The following is a 13,577-nucleotide window of genomic DNA, read 5'->3' as shown; positions in this document are numbered from 1 at the left end:
GTGCTGCTCTTTTTTGTGTGACGATATTAAGTTGTTTGTTCGTTGTTCGTGAAAATGGAAATAATCGCATTCCATAGAGCAACGAAAAAGTCCTCTAGTTGTTTTAAAAAGGTTTGACCTTCCTCAGAGTTTAGAAAATTGGAGATTTTATCTTTTGCTTGATCCAGTTGCTGACCTACTTGATTCCAATCAATATTTAAGTCCTTCATTTTATTGAATAGCTCAATTAAACTATTAATATCTGCTTCAGATAGAGTAATTCCAAGTTCGTTGGCAGCATTTTCAATGAGAGCACGTAGCTCTGCATCTGTTTCTGGAACACCATTTTTAGCAATTTCATCTTTAATTTTTGCCATTAAAGCTGACGCATTTTCTGCTCCAACCTCATCTCCAAGCTTAGCAGTTGTGACTAGCTCTTCATTGGCAACTTGTTTTACATCTTCTGGAATAGCTTCTTCTGATGAGATTTCGTAAGCCTTAATTAAACCAGTTAAAGCTGCAGTACCAGATACTTCAAAGGGAGCCGTTACATAGATAGAAGCATCTTTTACTCCTGCTGTCATTAATGCATTTAAATACATTTCGTCAGTAACCCAGTTAATGTTTTTCGTCTTTACCTCAAGACCTGAGCCTGCTTCTTCAATCACGATACTGGTAGAAGAGATCGCCTTTGTTCCAATAGTTGCTTTTGGAATATAATCACCTAAATATTTGTGTTCTTCCTCATTTGAAACAGTAATAACTTGATCCTCTTCAGTTGCATTCATTTCATTCAAAATCGTTTGTTTTTGCTGTTCAGTTAAATTCTCTCCAAGAGTAATAATCATATCACCAACTACAGCATCTGCGTAACTTAGTGATGGAAAAGCAATCATTAGAAAAGCAACGAAACTTAAAACATATTTTTTCAAAGTTAATGCCTCCTTACAAATTTAGAACAAATCAACTCTACTTCATCTATTATAGATCTTTTTTATATTTGTCAATACGTTAAAGGTGAAGTTTTTATAAGAATTTAAGTGATCTATTTGGCGTTCCTCCTTTGATTATAGTAGAATAGGTAGGTGTTCATGTCTATTAGACGGATTATACTTAATGGAGGTTTCATCATATGAAAAAAGGACAAATTACAATGGAAAATGGCGATGTACTAGGATTAGAATTATATCCAAATGAAGCGCCAGGAACAGTTGCTAATTTTGAAAAATTAGCGAACGAAGGATTTTATAACGGATTAACATTTCACCGTGTTATTCCAGGTTTCGTAGCACAAGGTGGATGTCCAAATGGAACGGGTACTGGTGGACCTGGTTACACAATTAAATGTGAAACACAAGGGAATCCTCATAAGCATGAAGCAGGATCATTATCAATGGCACATGCAGGAAAAGATACTGGCGGCAGCCAATTCTTCATCGTTCATGAGCCACAACCACATTTAAATGGTGTTCATACAGTGTTTGGTAAAGTTACTGACAATTTAGAAGCAGTATACAAAATTAAACCAAATGATGTTATGAAAGAAGTAAAAGTGTACGAAGAATAAGGCCTTAAAAGACTGTGTTTAAGTGAGCACAGTCTTTTTTTATCGACATAATCAACTTAAATCAAACATAAAGATTGCAACATTCACATTATACGGATAAAATAAATTTATAACTTCATATTTCGTTTTACATTCTTCGGGGCAGGGTGGAATTCCCTACCGGCGGTGATGAAGGTATAATATCTTCTAAGTCCGTGACCCGTTAACAATTGTTAACGGTGGATCTAGTGAAACTCTAGGGCCGACAGTTAAAGTCTGGATGGGAGAAGAATTGCGCGAATTTTTTGCGGTGTATTAAATTCTGTTTTAAAAAAGGAACTTAATACTCTTATTTGACATATTCAAATATCAATTTTTCAAATAATAAAGCCCGAAGTCTATAGACTTTGGGTTTTTTTGTGCCTTACTCATTGAGTAAGGCAATGTAACCGAATATATGATGATCCACTTTCATGAAAGGAGGAATAGACACTTTATGTTTACTGGAATCATTGAGGAAATTGGAACAATTAATAGCGTGAAGAGTTCAAAAGATGCGATTGTCTTTTCAATAGGAGCAAAGACCATTTTACACGATGTAGCATTAGGAGATAGTATTGCTGTTAATGGTGTGTGTTTAACAGTAACAGAGTATACAGATCAAGCTTTTTCTGTTGACGTTATGCCTGAAACCGTTAGAAGTACTTCTTTAGCACAATTAAAACAAGGTTCAGCAGTTAACTTAGAAAGAGCGATGGCTGCAAATGGACGTTTTGGAGGTCATTTTGTTTCCGGACATGTTGATGGAATAGCGAAAATTGTGAAAAAACAACAAGTATCCAATGCTGTTTATTATGAACTTCAATTACCGGAGGAACTTACAGATACATTGATACATAAGGGATCAATTACAATTGATGGAATTAGCTTAACAATCTTTGGATTAGAAAAAGACAAGGTCGTTATTTCAATTATTCCGCACACTTTACAAGAAACGATTCTCGGCTCTAAAGGTGTAGGAGATATTGTGAACATTGAATGTGATATGATTGGGAAATATATAAAGAAATTCGTTACTCAGCAAACAACGCAAACAAATTCTTCAATAAGCCAATCATTTTTAAAAGAAAATGGATTTGCATAGTGGGATAATTAGATAGAGGGGGTATGATCATGTTTCATACTATCGAAGAAGCGATAACAGACCTTAGGGAAGGGAAAGTCGTTATTGTTGTAGATGATGAGGATCGAGAAAATGAAGGGGACTTTGTTTCTTTAGCTGATCGGGTAACTCCTGAAGCAATTAATTTTATGATTAAACATGGTCGGGGCCTTGTATGTGTACCAATTACTGAAAAGCAAGCAACAAAACTAGGCCTTACTCCTATGGTTACTCATAACACAGACCCTCATGGAACAGCCTTTACAGTAAGTGTTGATCATAAAACAAATACAACAGGAATTAGTGCATTTGAGCGTGCAGATACAGTTATAGCGTTATTAGAGGATGATTCAAAGCCGTCTGATTTTAAACGACCAGGCCATACCTTTCCATTAGTAGCTAAAGAGGGTGGTGTATTACGTCGTGCGGGACATACAGAGGCTGCCGTAGACTTGTCTCGACTTTGTGGTGCAAAGCCAGGCGGAGTTATATGTGAAATTATTAAAGAAGATGGTACAATGGCTCGAGTGCCTGATTTACTAACAATTGCTAAAGAGTTTGATTTGAAAATTATCACAATCAAGGATTTAATTCAATATCGAAACCGAAGAGAAAAACTTGTTAATCGAGAGGTTGAAATTGAATTACCTACTGAGTTTGGAACATTTCGTGCGATTGGGTATTCAAATTCTTTAGATGAGAAGGAACATGTGGCCTTTGTAAAAGGTGATATTAACCCTGAGGAAGCTACTCTAGTAAGAGTTCACTCTGAATGCTTAACAGGAGACGTATTCGGTTCTTACCGATGTGATTGTGGGCCACAATTACATGCAGCTCTTTCCCAAATTGAAAAAGAGGGAAAAGGGGTTCTTTTGTATATGCGTCAGGAAGGTAGAGGAATCGGATTAATTAATAAAATGAGAGCCTACAAGCTTCAAGAACAAGGCTATGATACAGTTGCGGCTAATGAAAAATTAGGTTTTGCACCAGATTTAAGAGATTACGGGATTGGAGCACAAATTTTAAAAGATCTTGGTATCGAAAAAATGAAGCTTTTAACAAATAATCCTCGTAAAATTGCTGGATTAGAAGGCTATGGACTTACTATCGAAGATAGAGTTCCTATTCAAATGCCATCAAGAGAAGAAAATGAACAGTATTTGCGAACAAAATTTGAAAAACTAGGACATTTCCTACATTTTTAAAGAAGGTTATATAACATTACATTGGAGGAATTAAATATGAATACTTTTGAAGGTCATTTAATTGGTAGCGGATTAAAGGTAGCAATCGTTGTAGCAAGATTTAATGAATTTATTACATCGAAGCTTTTAGGTGGAGCTGAAGATGGTTTAAAAAGACATGGTGTAGAGGAAAGTGATATAACTGTTGCATGGGTACCTGGTGCGTTTGAACTTCCTCTAGTAGCAAAAAAATTAGCTGAATCCGGTAAGTACGATGCTGTTATTACATTAGGAACAGTCATTAGAGGAGCTACAACACATTATGATTATGTTTGTAATGAGGCTGCAAAAGGTGTTTCACAAGCATCCTTATCTACAGGTGTTCCGGTTGTCTTTGGAGTATTAACAACAGAGACGATTGAACAAGCTATTGAGAGAGCAGGAACAAAAGCTGGAAATAAAGGTTATGAAGCAGCAGTTACAGCGATTGAAATGGGTAATTTGTTAAAGTCCCTTGATTAATTTTGGTAAAAGTGTTTAAAATCGATAAAAAACTGTATATAATGTTTTGAGAAGTAATTTTAAAATATTGGAAAAATATGTATTGTTTTTATCGATTTAATACTTTTGCTTTCTTGAAGGAAGCTAATTCGTTAATGAGGGGTATCTATGTTAATTCGCTTTAAAAAAAGTTTTGAAAAGATTGCAATGGGCTTACTGTCTTTTATGCCTGCAGAAAAAGACTTAAAGCAATTACAGCAAACAATAAAACAGTATGAAACAGTAGATGAATGGCAGTTGTTTCTCTGGAAGCAAGATGAAGACATTATAGGTGCTATTGGTGTTATATTTAAAGATGAAGATACGGTGGAAGTACAACACATAACAGTTAATCCTTCTCACCGACAACAAGGTATCGGCAAAAAGATGGTAAGTGCACTTATCGACCTCTATAAAAACAAATCAGTTGTTCCAAATGACGAAACTGAAGCTTTTTTTGAAAAGTGTAAGGATTGTTAAAAAGAAGCCGGAAATCATGGAGATTTCCGGCTTCTTCATTTTGATCTATTATTTTTACGAATCTTTAGTTGATGTAATCTTTCATTAATAACATCAGTGCGATTACGTTTTGTATGTTTATGTAACAAAAACTCATCATGTAAGTCGCTTTCCACACCCCAACTAAGGTTTTTCTCGGCACAACGCTTTAGGCAAAGACTCATTAATTTATCGTCTCTTATAGGTAGGTTAAAACTATAATAGGGTTTATGATCAAGAATTTCATGTTTACGTTTCTTTAGGATCTTAATTAACTCTTCACTATGTAAGCCTAATTTCTTGATATTTAATGAATCATTTTCAAGGATATGTATTGCATTTGAAATCATTTTTAAAGCCCCTGCAAAATTTCCCCTTCTATGATGATAGGCACAAACAGCAATTTGAATGAAGCCCACCCAATATTTTTTTCTTTCTTTCGGTGGATCCTGTTTCCAATGCTCCTCTAACACCTCATGACATTCAAAATAGTCTCTTTCACAGTGAAAATAAATGAGATAATCAATGTATGCAGCATCATACATAGTTGTTTCACCTCCGCCATATTTAATTTGTGTAAGTAGTTTACCATAAATTTTTACGAAAACAGATGAAAAGCTGCTGATTGTCAGCAGCTTTCTTGTTGCTATTATAACCAAGCAGCACCAACGATAATTAATAAAATAAACAATACAACGATTAACGCGAATCCTCCGCCGTAGTTAAAACCTGCTTCACCCATGTTTGATTCCTCCTTAATGATTAGCTATTACACTTGTAATATATGAGCAAACCGCTGATGTGTATGGGCTAATGACTAGAAACAGGGTATTTTTATCAAAATAACTGAAAAAAATGGTCCATTTTAAGTTTTCATTACCAACTTATGGTGAAACGAATGAAATAACTATTGGACATGTCGAAAAATTGCTCTATACTATATGGTGGCTAGTTGTAAGAATGGTGGGATAGAATTTGCAATATCATGTTAAAATTGATGCTTTTGAAGGTCCTTTAGATCTGTTACTTCACTTAATAAATCGCTTAGAAATTGATATATATGATATACCTGTTTCAGAAATTACGGAACAATATATGCTTTATATTCACACGATGCAGGAGCTCCACCTTGATATTGCGTCAGAATATCTAGTTATGGCTGCAACGCTTCTTTCCATTAAGAGTAGAATGCTTCTTCCCAAACAAGAAGAAGAACTGTTTGAGGATGAATTTGGGGAAGAGCCAGAAGAAGACCCACGTGATGAATTAATGAGAAGGTTAATTGAATACAGGAAATATAAAGAGGCTGCAGATGATTTAAGAACTCTTGAAGAAGGTCGCTCCCAAGTCTTTACCAAGGCTCCTAGTGACTTGAGTGAATATGTTTCAGATTCACAGCAGCAAATCGACTCATTAAATGTAACCATTTATGATATGTTAGGGGCTTTTCAAAAGATGCTACGGAGAAAGAAAATTCAAAAGCCTGTACAAACAAAAATAACCCGTCAAGAAATTCCGATTGAGAAACGGATGGAGGAAATTCTCACTGATTTGCGTACACATTCAGGTAGACGCCGTTTTAGTGATTTGTTTCCTTCAAACAGTAAAGATCATTTAGTTGTTACCTTTTTGGCTATATTAGAATTAATGAAATCGCATTTAATTTTAATCGAACAAGAAAATAATTTTGCAGATATTTATATAATGGGGAGTGAATAATACATGGCCTTAGGTGTGATTGAGTGGAATTCAATCGTTGAAGCATTATTATTTGCTTCAGGAGACGAGGGTCTTTCCCTAAAACAGTTGGCAATGGTGTTGGAGCTCGAAGAACAAGAAGTTATGGATATCTTAAGTGAGCTCTCTGACAGTTATAAACAAAAAAAACGAGGGATAGAGCTTGTCGAGGTAGCAGGACATTATCAATTAACAACAAAAAAAGAACATGCAACATATTTAAAAAAATTAGTTGAATCTCCAGGAAATGCTTCACTTTCACAAGCAGCTTTGGAAACATTAGCTATTGTGGCGTATCGACAGCCAATCACAAGAGCAGAAATAGAGGAAGTTCGCGGTGTGAAAACAGAAAGACCTATTCAAACCCTGGTTTCCAAGATTTTAATTAAAGAGGTAGGAAGAGCTGAAGGAACTGGACGAGCAATTCTTTATGGAACGACAAAAGAATTTTTAGAGTATTTTGGTCTCAAATCAATTAAAGAACTTCCGCCACTTCCAGAGAAATCAGATGATGCATTTGAACAAGAAGAAGCAGATTTATTTTTTGAAAAATTTAATGAAACATTAGAAGAATTAAAATAATATTGACTGCCGGTTTGAGATATCTTTCCTAGATAAGGGGAAAATATTTTAAACTGAGCAGTCTTTTTTTATATGAAAGTAATAATATTCTAATGATGACATAAGAGGTAAATAAACAGTTTCATAATATTGCTCGGGAGGGAAGAGGATGTGTCCTATGGACAACACATTAGTTAGAGCTGAGACAGAAAAGGTGGCATTCTTTTTAGAAAATGTAGTTGGAAAAATGACAACTTACATGAATTCAATCACGATACGGTCTTTAGAAGATGAAGCTGAGGGGGAAAGACCATATTTACTTGAATTATTAAGAGCTGCAAGAGGTTTGTTAGTTTTTTGTGAGGAGGCACTTGATGCATGTCGTCAAATGATAAGAAACTCTATCATAACACCCTCTCATGCAAGGCAGCTATTTGAGAAAATTTATTATCAGTGCATTGAAAGGTTTTTCCATCCCAAAAATGACACCTGGTATGAAAATAGTCGTTGTTCTTATACTGACTCAGACATGATCGTTTTTAGAAAAACAACCCCTCCCTCATTTGTTCGATTTATTCATTCCTTGGAAGAGGATTTTATAACAATTCGTGAAGAAATAGATTTTGGGGTTCAGTCTCATTTTTAAAATGGAGCTTTTATTGATATAAGAAAAACAAAGGCTTTCACTATTGTAAATTAGTGAAAGCCTTCATTTTTCCGAAATTTCATTCATAAGCTTTGTCCACGTGCATAAACTTGTACAAAACGAACGAGTAAGGGGACGTGGATGTATTATGCCGCATATTAAGAAAGTGACAGCAGGTTTTATCATCATTTTTTTGTTAATGGGAATCGTTCCTAAGCAAACATCTGCTGTTGGTGTTAGTGCTCAAACTGCCATATTAATAGAGCAGGAATCTGGAAGAATTCTTTATGAAAAGCAAGCACATAAAAAAATGCGTATTGCTAGTATTACAAAAATCATGACAGCCATTCTTGCCATAGAGTCTGGAAAACTAAATGAAATGGCTACAGTTAGTGAACAAGCCATTCGAGCTGAGGGGTCATCAGTATATTTACAAAAGGGTGAAAAAATTAAACTAGAAGATTTAGTTTATGGACTGATGCTACGTTCAGGAAATGATGCAGCAGTTGCTATTGCTGAACATGTAGGAGGTAGTCTAGAGGGGTTTGTTGTCATGATGAACCAAAAAGCAGAGGAAATTGGGATGACAAATACTGAATTTGCTAATCCCCATGGACTTGATGATCATGAAAATCATTATTCAACAGCATACGATATGGCCATTCTAACTCAATATGCAATGAAAAATGAGACGTATCAAGAAATTTCTGGAACAGAAACTCATAAAGCTCCTAACCCTAATGAAAAATGGGACAGAGTATGGCATAACAAAAATAAATTGTTAACTAGCCTTTATAAATATAGTACAGGTGGTAAAACAGGTTATACAGTTAGAGCAAAAAGAACGTTGGTATCAACTGCATCAAAGGGCGGAATGGATACTATTGTGGTAACACTAAATGATCCGGATGATTGGAAGGATCATATGAATCTTCATAACTATGCATTTAATAACTATGAGTTAGTCAATCTAAAGCATCAAGGTACACTTAGAGATATAGAAAATGAATTTTATGATGATAAAGTCTTTATAAACCGAGATGTACTTTATCCGCTTACAAAAGAAGAGCAAGAAAACGTTCGAATTAATATTTCATTGCAAAAACCACAAGAAGAATGGGAAGACCTTGAAAAAGTGCCGAATGTAGTAGGAAAACTATCTGTCAAAGTTGAAGAGCGAGAGATAGCTGACATCCCGATTTATTTTGATAATGGAAAGGTCGAAAAACCTAAAGGCTCATTTTGGGATCTTTTTAAAAACCTATTTTTTGCGATAACAGGTGTTAGCTAATGGTTAATTTAATATGGGTGTTATTAACAGTTATTGGGATCGTTTTTGCCATGTTTAATGGAACGATGGATGAAGTAAACGAAGCAATTTTTAAAGGTGGAAAAGAGGCAGTCACTATTTCAATTGGATTCATTAGTGTGTTGGTATTTTGGCTTGGTTTAATGAAGGTTGCTGAAGAAGCTGGATTATTAGAAAAACTAGGTAATTTGTTTAAGCCGATTGTGACAAGGTTGTTTCCAGAAGTACCACCTGACCATCCTGCTATGGGCTATATGCTCTCAAATATGATGGCGAACCTTTTTGGACTGGGTAATGCGGCCACACCGCTTGGTATTAAAGCGATGGAACAGCTAAAAGTATTAAATGGAGGATCTGACAAAGCTAGTCGTTCCATGATAACCTTTTTAGCAATTAATACTTCAAGCTTAACCTTAATTCCAACTACAGTCATTGCCATTATGATGACCTATGGCTCATCGTCACCAACCAGTATAGTAGGGCCAACTTTAATTGCAACATTTCTATCAACTGCCGGGGCAATCATGATAGATCGATTCTTTTATTACAGGAGAAAAAGAAAAGGGTGATCGAGCATGGGGATTATAGGAGTCATTTCATTATGGATTATACCCGTTATTATTGGTTTTATCCTTATTTACGGTACTTTAAAGAAAGTGCCTACGTACGAATCATTTGTTGAAGGCGGTAAAGAGGGAATTACTATTTCCTTTTCGATCATACCTTACCTTGTAGGGATGTTAGTTGCCATTTCCGTATTTAGAGCTTCAGGTGCATTAGAGTTTCTTATGAATTTTATGAAGCCTGCATTGGAACTATTAAATATACCTGCTGAAATCGTGCCTTTAGCATTTATTCGACCGATATCAGGTACAGCTGCACTAGGATTAACTTCCGATATTATTGCAACATACGGGCCAGATTCCTTTATCGGAATGTTAGCTGCAACCATGCAAGGAAGTACCGACACGACATTATATGTTTTAACGGTTTATTTTGGAGCAGTAGGAATTAGGAAAATGGGAGATGCATTAAAAGTAGGGTTGCTTGCAGATCTTGTTGGTATTATTGCTGCAATTGTGATTGTCACATTATTATTTGCATAACATTTACTTGGAACTTGACTTAGGTCAAGTTCTTTTCTTTTATACTATTAAAAAGGATAAGTTTTTTATGGATGATGCATAAGAAATTCAATGAGTCATTACTACATACTATAGAAATTATGGTATGATGATAAAGCAAAATTTTGTCGAACAGGTTTGAAACTGATGTATCTATTATTTTAGCTTGTTATTGTTAACGAAGGTTTTTTATTTAGGAATAAAGAATAACTTAAAACGAGCATCCTAATTGTCGTAACTTGTGAAAATACATAGAAAGCAGTAATATGTTATCGAGGTGAAAGAGATGGAACGCTTACAAAAAGTAATTGCTCACGCTGGTATAGCTTCTAGACGTAAGGCTGAGGAATTAATTTTAGAAGGAAAAGTAAAAGTAAACGGGAAAGTTGTGAAGGAGCTTGGCATTAAAGTTACGGATCAAGACCGAGTAGAAGTGGAAGGTATACCACTTGAGCGGGAGGAACCTGTTTATTTACTTCTTTACAAACCAACAGGTGTTATTTCAGCTGTTAAAGATGATAAAGGTAGAAAGGTTGTTACAGACTTTTTCCCATACATTAAACAGAGAATTTATCCGATTGGGAGACTGGATTATGATACATCTGGAGTCCTTTTATTAACAAATGATGGCGAATTTGCCAATATATTGATGCACCCAAAATATGAAGTAGAGAAATCTTATGTTGCAAAAGTTAAAGGGATCCCAACAAGAGAAAAGATTCGTCAACTTGAGCGAGGTATTCATCTTGAAGATGGGAAAACGGCACCTGCACATGTGAAAGTATTGTCTGTTGATAAAAAGAAGGGAACAAGTATTGTTGAATTAAAAATCCATGAAGGACGTAATCGTCAAGTAAGACGTATGCTTGAAGCGATTGGTCATCAAGTAATGAAACTAAAAAGAGAAAAATTTGCCTTTTTAAATTTAAGTGGACTTGCAACAGGTGATTCTAGGGAGCTAACTCCACACGAAGTAAAACAGCTTCGAGCTCTCGCACAACACGGAAAAAACGCTTAGTAATTTTCACATAAACTTCAAAAAATTGATCATATCGTGTAATTGGATAGTGATATAATGACCTAGAATGTTGGAATAGTAGGGGAGTATGTAAATGAAGAAAAACCGTTTACTTATGCGCTCTATCATATTAATTTTATTAATTGGTGCATTAGGATATACGTTATATTCAAACTTTTTTGTTAGTAAAGAAAAGGTAAAGGTTGGTTCAAAAGCTCCTGATTTCGTCTTAGTAGATTTAGAAGGAAACGAGCATCAGCTTTCTGAATACAAAGGAAAAGGAGTGTTCTTAAACTTCTGGGGAACATGGTGCAAGCCTTGTGAGCGGGAAATGCCATATATGGACAACCAATATGATTATTATAAGGATCAGGGAGTAGAGGTGCTAGCAGTAAACATTGCTGAGTCAAACGTTGCTGTTCAGAGCTTCGTAAATAAACATGACCTATCTTTCCCAATCCCACTTGACAAAGATCGCCAAGTATTAAACGCATACGGTGTAGGACCATTACCAACAACCTTTTTGATTAATCCTGATGGGATCGTGGTCGGTATTACCTCAGGAACGTTAACAGAAAGAATGATTAGAGATTATATGGAACAGATAAAACCTTAAAACGGGGAGTTTTCAGCATGAATAAGGTAACATGTGAGTGTGGTCATGCAAATCCGGAAGGAACTCTATTATGTGAATCTTGTGGTAATCCAATAGGAGAAAAAGAGAAAAAAGAAGATAAAAAGCTATTGGATATGAAATACGAAGGGTCTGCAAGACGCTCTCAAACATATAAGAAAACATTTGTCGATAAAATTTGGAACTTCTTTTCCTCTGTAAAGGTAGGCGTGTGGTTAATCTTCTTAACCTTACTAGCTTCTGCGTTAGGAACTGTGTTTCCACAGGAGATGTACATCCCGCCGTCTGTAACAGCGAGTGAGTTTTACAAAGATGAATATGGCTTTCTTGGTCAGCTCTATTATGAGTTAGGTTTTCACAATTTATATGGATCATGGTGGTATATGATCTTAGTAGCTTCAATTGGGATTTCCCTAGTAATAGCTAGCTTAGACCGTTTTGTTCCTTTATACAAAGCGTTAAAAAAGCAAGGGGTTACAAGACATGCTTCATTTATGAAACGCCAAAGGCTCTATTCTTCCACAGTGACAAATGAATATGATGTAGAATTACTAAAGAAACGTCTAACTTCAAAGCGCTATCGTGTTCGAGTGGAAAACGGAAACATCTTAGCCGAAAAAGGTCGATTTTCAAGATGGGGTCCCTATGTGAATCATTGTGGGCTGATACTCTTTTTATTTGGTGCCATGCTTCGCTTTGTTCCAGGAATGTATGTTGATGAGGTTCTTTGGGTTAGAGAAGGTGAAACAGCGGTTATACCAGGTACAGAAGGTCGTTACTATCTTGAAAACAAAGATTTTATAATGGAAGTTTACGAGAAAGACAAAGAAAGTGAAGTGTTTGAAGAAGCAATAACACGTGTTGGTGACGGCAGTGTAGTGAAAAATTTCCAATCAAATGTCGTATTATATGAAAGAAAAGGGGAAATTGTACACGGAGCAACACCTGAGTTAACAGAAGTTAAGGAAGAAGAAATTAGAGTAAATGAGCCGCTGAAATTTGAATCATTTTCTCTTTATCAAGTGGACTATAAACTAAATGAACTAAATAAAATGACATTTAGTTTAATAGATAAAGAAACAGAAAAGAGTTATGGGCAAATCACAGTAGATCTTTTAGATCCTCAAACAGAATATGATTTAGGTAATGGATATAAAGTTGAAATCTCAACTTATTTACCAGACTTCTATTTTGATGAAGAAGGTGTTCCTGCAACGAAAACGAGAATACCTGACAATCCGGCCTTTGTTTTCAAAATGTTTACTCCTGAGACTCCTGAGGGAGAGTCTAGCTTTGTAGCAATTCAGCAGACAATTGAACCTTCAGGAGAGAATAAATTTAAAATGAAATTTGAAGGTATAGAAACGAAAGACTTGACTGCGCTGACTGTTCGAAAAGATTTAACACTTTGGATACTAGGTATTGGCGGAGCGATCTTTATGATCGGTGTCATTCAAGGGATGTATTGGAATCACCGACGAATCTGGATTAAGCGTGAAGATGACAAAGTTTTAGTTGCCGGTCATACAAATAAAAATTGGTATGGTCTATCTAAAGAGCTTAAAAGTCTAGTAGAAGATACAGCTTTGAATATGCCTAAAGATCAGAAGGAAAAAGAATAGTGTTAAAGGAGGGGAAA

General features: G+C 35.5%; 17 protein-coding genes and 1 riboswitch. Of the genes, 14 read left to right on the top strand and 3 right to left on the bottom strand.

What is annotated here, in order from left to right:
• Nucleotides 1–26: 26 nt before the first annotated feature.
• Complete coding sequence (locus D9842_RS11430; protein WP_251399638.1) at nt 27–911, bottom strand: DUF1002 domain-containing protein; 885 nt, start codon at nt 909–911, stop codon at nt 27–29.
• Nucleotides 912–1,111: 200 nt separating this feature from the next.
• Between D9842_RS11430 and D9842_RS11425 the strand changes: the two genes are divergently transcribed.
• The 5 genes from D9842_RS11425 to D9842_RS11405 all read left to right on the top strand — a co-directional run bounded on the left by D9842_RS11425 (nt 1,112) and on the right by D9842_RS11405 (nt 4,891).
• Nucleotides 1,112–1,546 carry a peptidylprolyl isomerase gene (locus tag D9842_RS11425; RefSeq protein ID WP_121662649.1) on the top strand — a complete coding sequence of 145 codons (435 nt, stop codon included), beginning with the start codon at nt 1,112–1,114 and terminating at the stop codon, nt 1,544–1,546.
• 128 nt (nt 1,547–1,674) lie between these two features.
• Nucleotides 1,675–1,821: riboswitch (FMN riboswitch) on the top strand.
• Between the two features lie 200 nt (nt 1,822–2,021).
• Nucleotides 2,022–2,669: a riboflavin synthase gene (gene ribE / locus D9842_RS11420; RefSeq protein ID WP_121662648.1), complete on the top strand. Its 648-nt coding sequence runs from the start codon at nt 2,022–2,024 to the stop codon at nt 2,667–2,669.
• 29 nt (nt 2,670–2,698) lie between these two features.
• Complete coding sequence (locus D9842_RS11415) at nt 2,699–3,892, top strand: bifunctional 3,4-dihydroxy-2-butanone-4-phosphate synthase/GTP cyclohydrolase II (RefSeq protein WP_121662647.1); 1,194 nt, start codon at nt 2,699–2,701, stop codon at nt 3,890–3,892.
• 36 nt (nt 3,893–3,928) lie between these two features.
• Nucleotides 3,929–4,393 (top strand): 6,7-dimethyl-8-ribityllumazine synthase, encoded by a 465-nt coding sequence (gene ribH, locus D9842_RS11410; RefSeq protein ID WP_121662646.1) that lies wholly within the window; start codon nt 3,929–3,931, stop codon nt 4,391–4,393.
• Between the two features lie 147 nt (nt 4,394–4,540).
• The gene (locus D9842_RS11405; protein WP_121662645.1) at nt 4,541–4,891 is read left to right on the top strand and encodes a GNAT family N-acetyltransferase; all 351 of its coding nucleotides are present in this window, start codon (nt 4,541–4,543) and stop codon (nt 4,889–4,891) included.
• 35 nt (nt 4,892–4,926) lie between these two features.
• On the opposite strand, the gene D9842_RS11400 is transcribed toward D9842_RS11405, so the two are convergent.
• Both D9842_RS11400 and D9842_RS11395 read right to left on the bottom strand, forming a co-directional pair.
• On the bottom strand, nt 4,927–5,568 hold the full coding sequence (locus D9842_RS11400; protein ID WP_257536032.1) for a DUF309 domain-containing protein: 642 nt from the start codon (nt 5,566–5,568) through the stop codon (nt 4,927–4,929).
• The gene (locus D9842_RS11395) at nt 5,559–5,651 is read right to left on the bottom strand and encodes a YjcZ family sporulation protein (protein WP_121662644.1); all 93 of its coding nucleotides are present in this window, start codon (nt 5,649–5,651) and stop codon (nt 5,559–5,561) included. The genes D9842_RS11400 and D9842_RS11395 overlap by 10 nt, the downstream gene beginning before the upstream one ends.
• Nucleotides 5,652–5,884: 233 nt before the next feature.
• On the opposite strand from D9842_RS11395, the gene D9842_RS11390 reads away from it, so the two are divergent.
• The 9 genes from D9842_RS11390 (at nt 5,885) to resB (ending at nt 13,560) form a co-directional block, all read left to right on the top strand.
• Entirely contained in the window at nt 5,885–6,628 is a 744-nt protein-coding gene (locus tag D9842_RS11390) for a segregation/condensation protein A (protein WP_121662643.1), read from the top strand.
• 3 nt (nt 6,629–6,631) lie between these two features.
• Complete coding sequence (scpB, locus tag D9842_RS11385) at nt 6,632–7,228, top strand: SMC-Scp complex subunit ScpB (RefSeq protein ID WP_121662642.1); 597 nt, start codon at nt 6,632–6,634, stop codon at nt 7,226–7,228.
• Nucleotides 7,229–7,385: 157 nt separating this feature from the next.
• Entirely contained in the window at nt 7,386–7,853 is a 468-nt protein-coding gene (locus tag D9842_RS11380; protein ID WP_162987406.1) for a DUF3907 family protein, read from the top strand.
• 148 nt (nt 7,854–8,001) lie between these two features.
• On the top strand, nt 8,002–9,144 hold the full coding sequence (locus D9842_RS11375) for a D-alanyl-D-alanine carboxypeptidase family protein (RefSeq protein WP_121662640.1): 1,143 nt from the start codon (nt 8,002–8,004) through the stop codon (nt 9,142–9,144).
• Entirely contained in the window at nt 9,144–9,731 is a 588-nt protein-coding gene (locus D9842_RS11370; protein WP_121662639.1) for a nucleoside recognition domain-containing protein, read from the top strand. The genes D9842_RS11375 and D9842_RS11370 overlap by 1 nt, the downstream gene beginning before the upstream one ends.
• 6 nt (nt 9,732–9,737) lie before the next feature.
• Nucleotides 9,738–10,268: a spore maturation protein gene (locus D9842_RS11365; RefSeq protein WP_098797218.1), complete on the top strand. Its 531-nt coding sequence runs from the start codon at nt 9,738–9,740 to the stop codon at nt 10,266–10,268.
• A gap of 304 nt (nt 10,269–10,572) precedes the next feature.
• A complete protein-coding gene (rluB, locus tag D9842_RS11360) occupies nt 10,573–11,304 on the top strand; it encodes a 23S rRNA pseudouridine(2605) synthase RluB (RefSeq protein ID WP_121662638.1) in 732 nt (243 codons plus the stop codon).
• 94 nt (nt 11,305–11,398) lie between these two features.
• Nucleotides 11,399–11,920, top strand: a complete 522-nt coding sequence (gene resA / locus D9842_RS11355) for a thiol-disulfide oxidoreductase ResA (protein WP_121662637.1) — start codon at nt 11,399–11,401, stop codon at nt 11,918–11,920.
• 17 nt (nt 11,921–11,937) lie between these two features.
• Nucleotides 11,938–13,560, top strand: coding sequence for a cytochrome c biogenesis protein ResB (gene resB, locus D9842_RS11350; RefSeq protein ID WP_121662636.1), 1,623 nt, complete (start codon nt 11,938–11,940; stop codon nt 13,558–13,560).
• Nucleotides 13,561–13,577 lie beyond the last annotated feature (17 nt).

Origin of the sequence: Metabacillus litoralis (genome assembly GCF_003667825.1) — a bacterium.
In the GTDB taxonomy this organism is placed as follows: domain Bacteria; phylum Bacillota; class Bacilli; order Bacillales; family Bacillaceae; genus Metabacillus; species Metabacillus litoralis_B.
This window is presented reverse-complemented; position numbering and strand designations above follow the sequence as displayed.

What these genes read in the sequence shown, in the direction of transcription:
- D9842_RS11425 (WP_121662649.1), top strand. Translation starts at nt 1,112, where the DNA reads ATGAAAAAAGGACAAATTACAATGGAAAATGGCGATGTACTAGGATTA.
- ribE (WP_121662648.1), top strand. Translation starts at nt 2,022, where the DNA reads ATGTTTACTGGAATCATTGAGGAAATTGGAACAATTAATAGCGTGAAG.
- D9842_RS11415 (WP_121662647.1), top strand. Translation starts at nt 2,699, where the DNA reads ATGTTTCATACTATCGAAGAAGCGATAACAGACCTTAGGGAAGGGAAA.
- ribH (WP_121662646.1), top strand. Translation starts at nt 3,929, where the DNA reads ATGAATACTTTTGAAGGTCATTTAATTGGTAGCGGATTAAAGGTAGCA.
- D9842_RS11405 (WP_121662645.1), top strand. Translation starts at nt 4,541, where the DNA reads ATGTTAATTCGCTTTAAAAAAAGTTTTGAAAAGATTGCAATGGGCTTA.
- D9842_RS11395 (WP_121662644.1), bottom strand. Translation starts at nt 5,651, where the DNA reads ATGGGTGAAGCAGGTTTTAACTACGGCGGAGGATTCGCGTTAATCGTT.
- scpB (WP_121662642.1), top strand. Translation starts at nt 6,632, where the DNA reads ATGGCCTTAGGTGTGATTGAGTGGAATTCAATCGTTGAAGCATTATTA.
- D9842_RS11380 (WP_162987406.1), top strand. Translation starts at nt 7,386, where the DNA reads ATGGACAACACATTAGTTAGAGCTGAGACAGAAAAGGTGGCATTCTTT.
- D9842_RS11375 (WP_121662640.1), top strand. Translation starts at nt 8,002, where the DNA reads ATGCCGCATATTAAGAAAGTGACAGCAGGTTTTATCATCATTTTTTTG.
- D9842_RS11370 (WP_121662639.1), top strand. Translation starts at nt 9,144, where the DNA reads ATGGTTAATTTAATATGGGTGTTATTAACAGTTATTGGGATCGTTTTT.
- D9842_RS11365 (WP_098797218.1), top strand. Translation starts at nt 9,738, where the DNA reads ATGGGGATTATAGGAGTCATTTCATTATGGATTATACCCGTTATTATT.
- rluB (WP_121662638.1), top strand. Translation starts at nt 10,573, where the DNA reads ATGGAACGCTTACAAAAAGTAATTGCTCACGCTGGTATAGCTTCTAGA.
- resA (WP_121662637.1), top strand. Translation starts at nt 11,399, where the DNA reads ATGAAGAAAAACCGTTTACTTATGCGCTCTATCATATTAATTTTATTA.
- resB (WP_121662636.1), top strand. Translation starts at nt 11,938, where the DNA reads ATGAATAAGGTAACATGTGAGTGTGGTCATGCAAATCCGGAAGGAACT.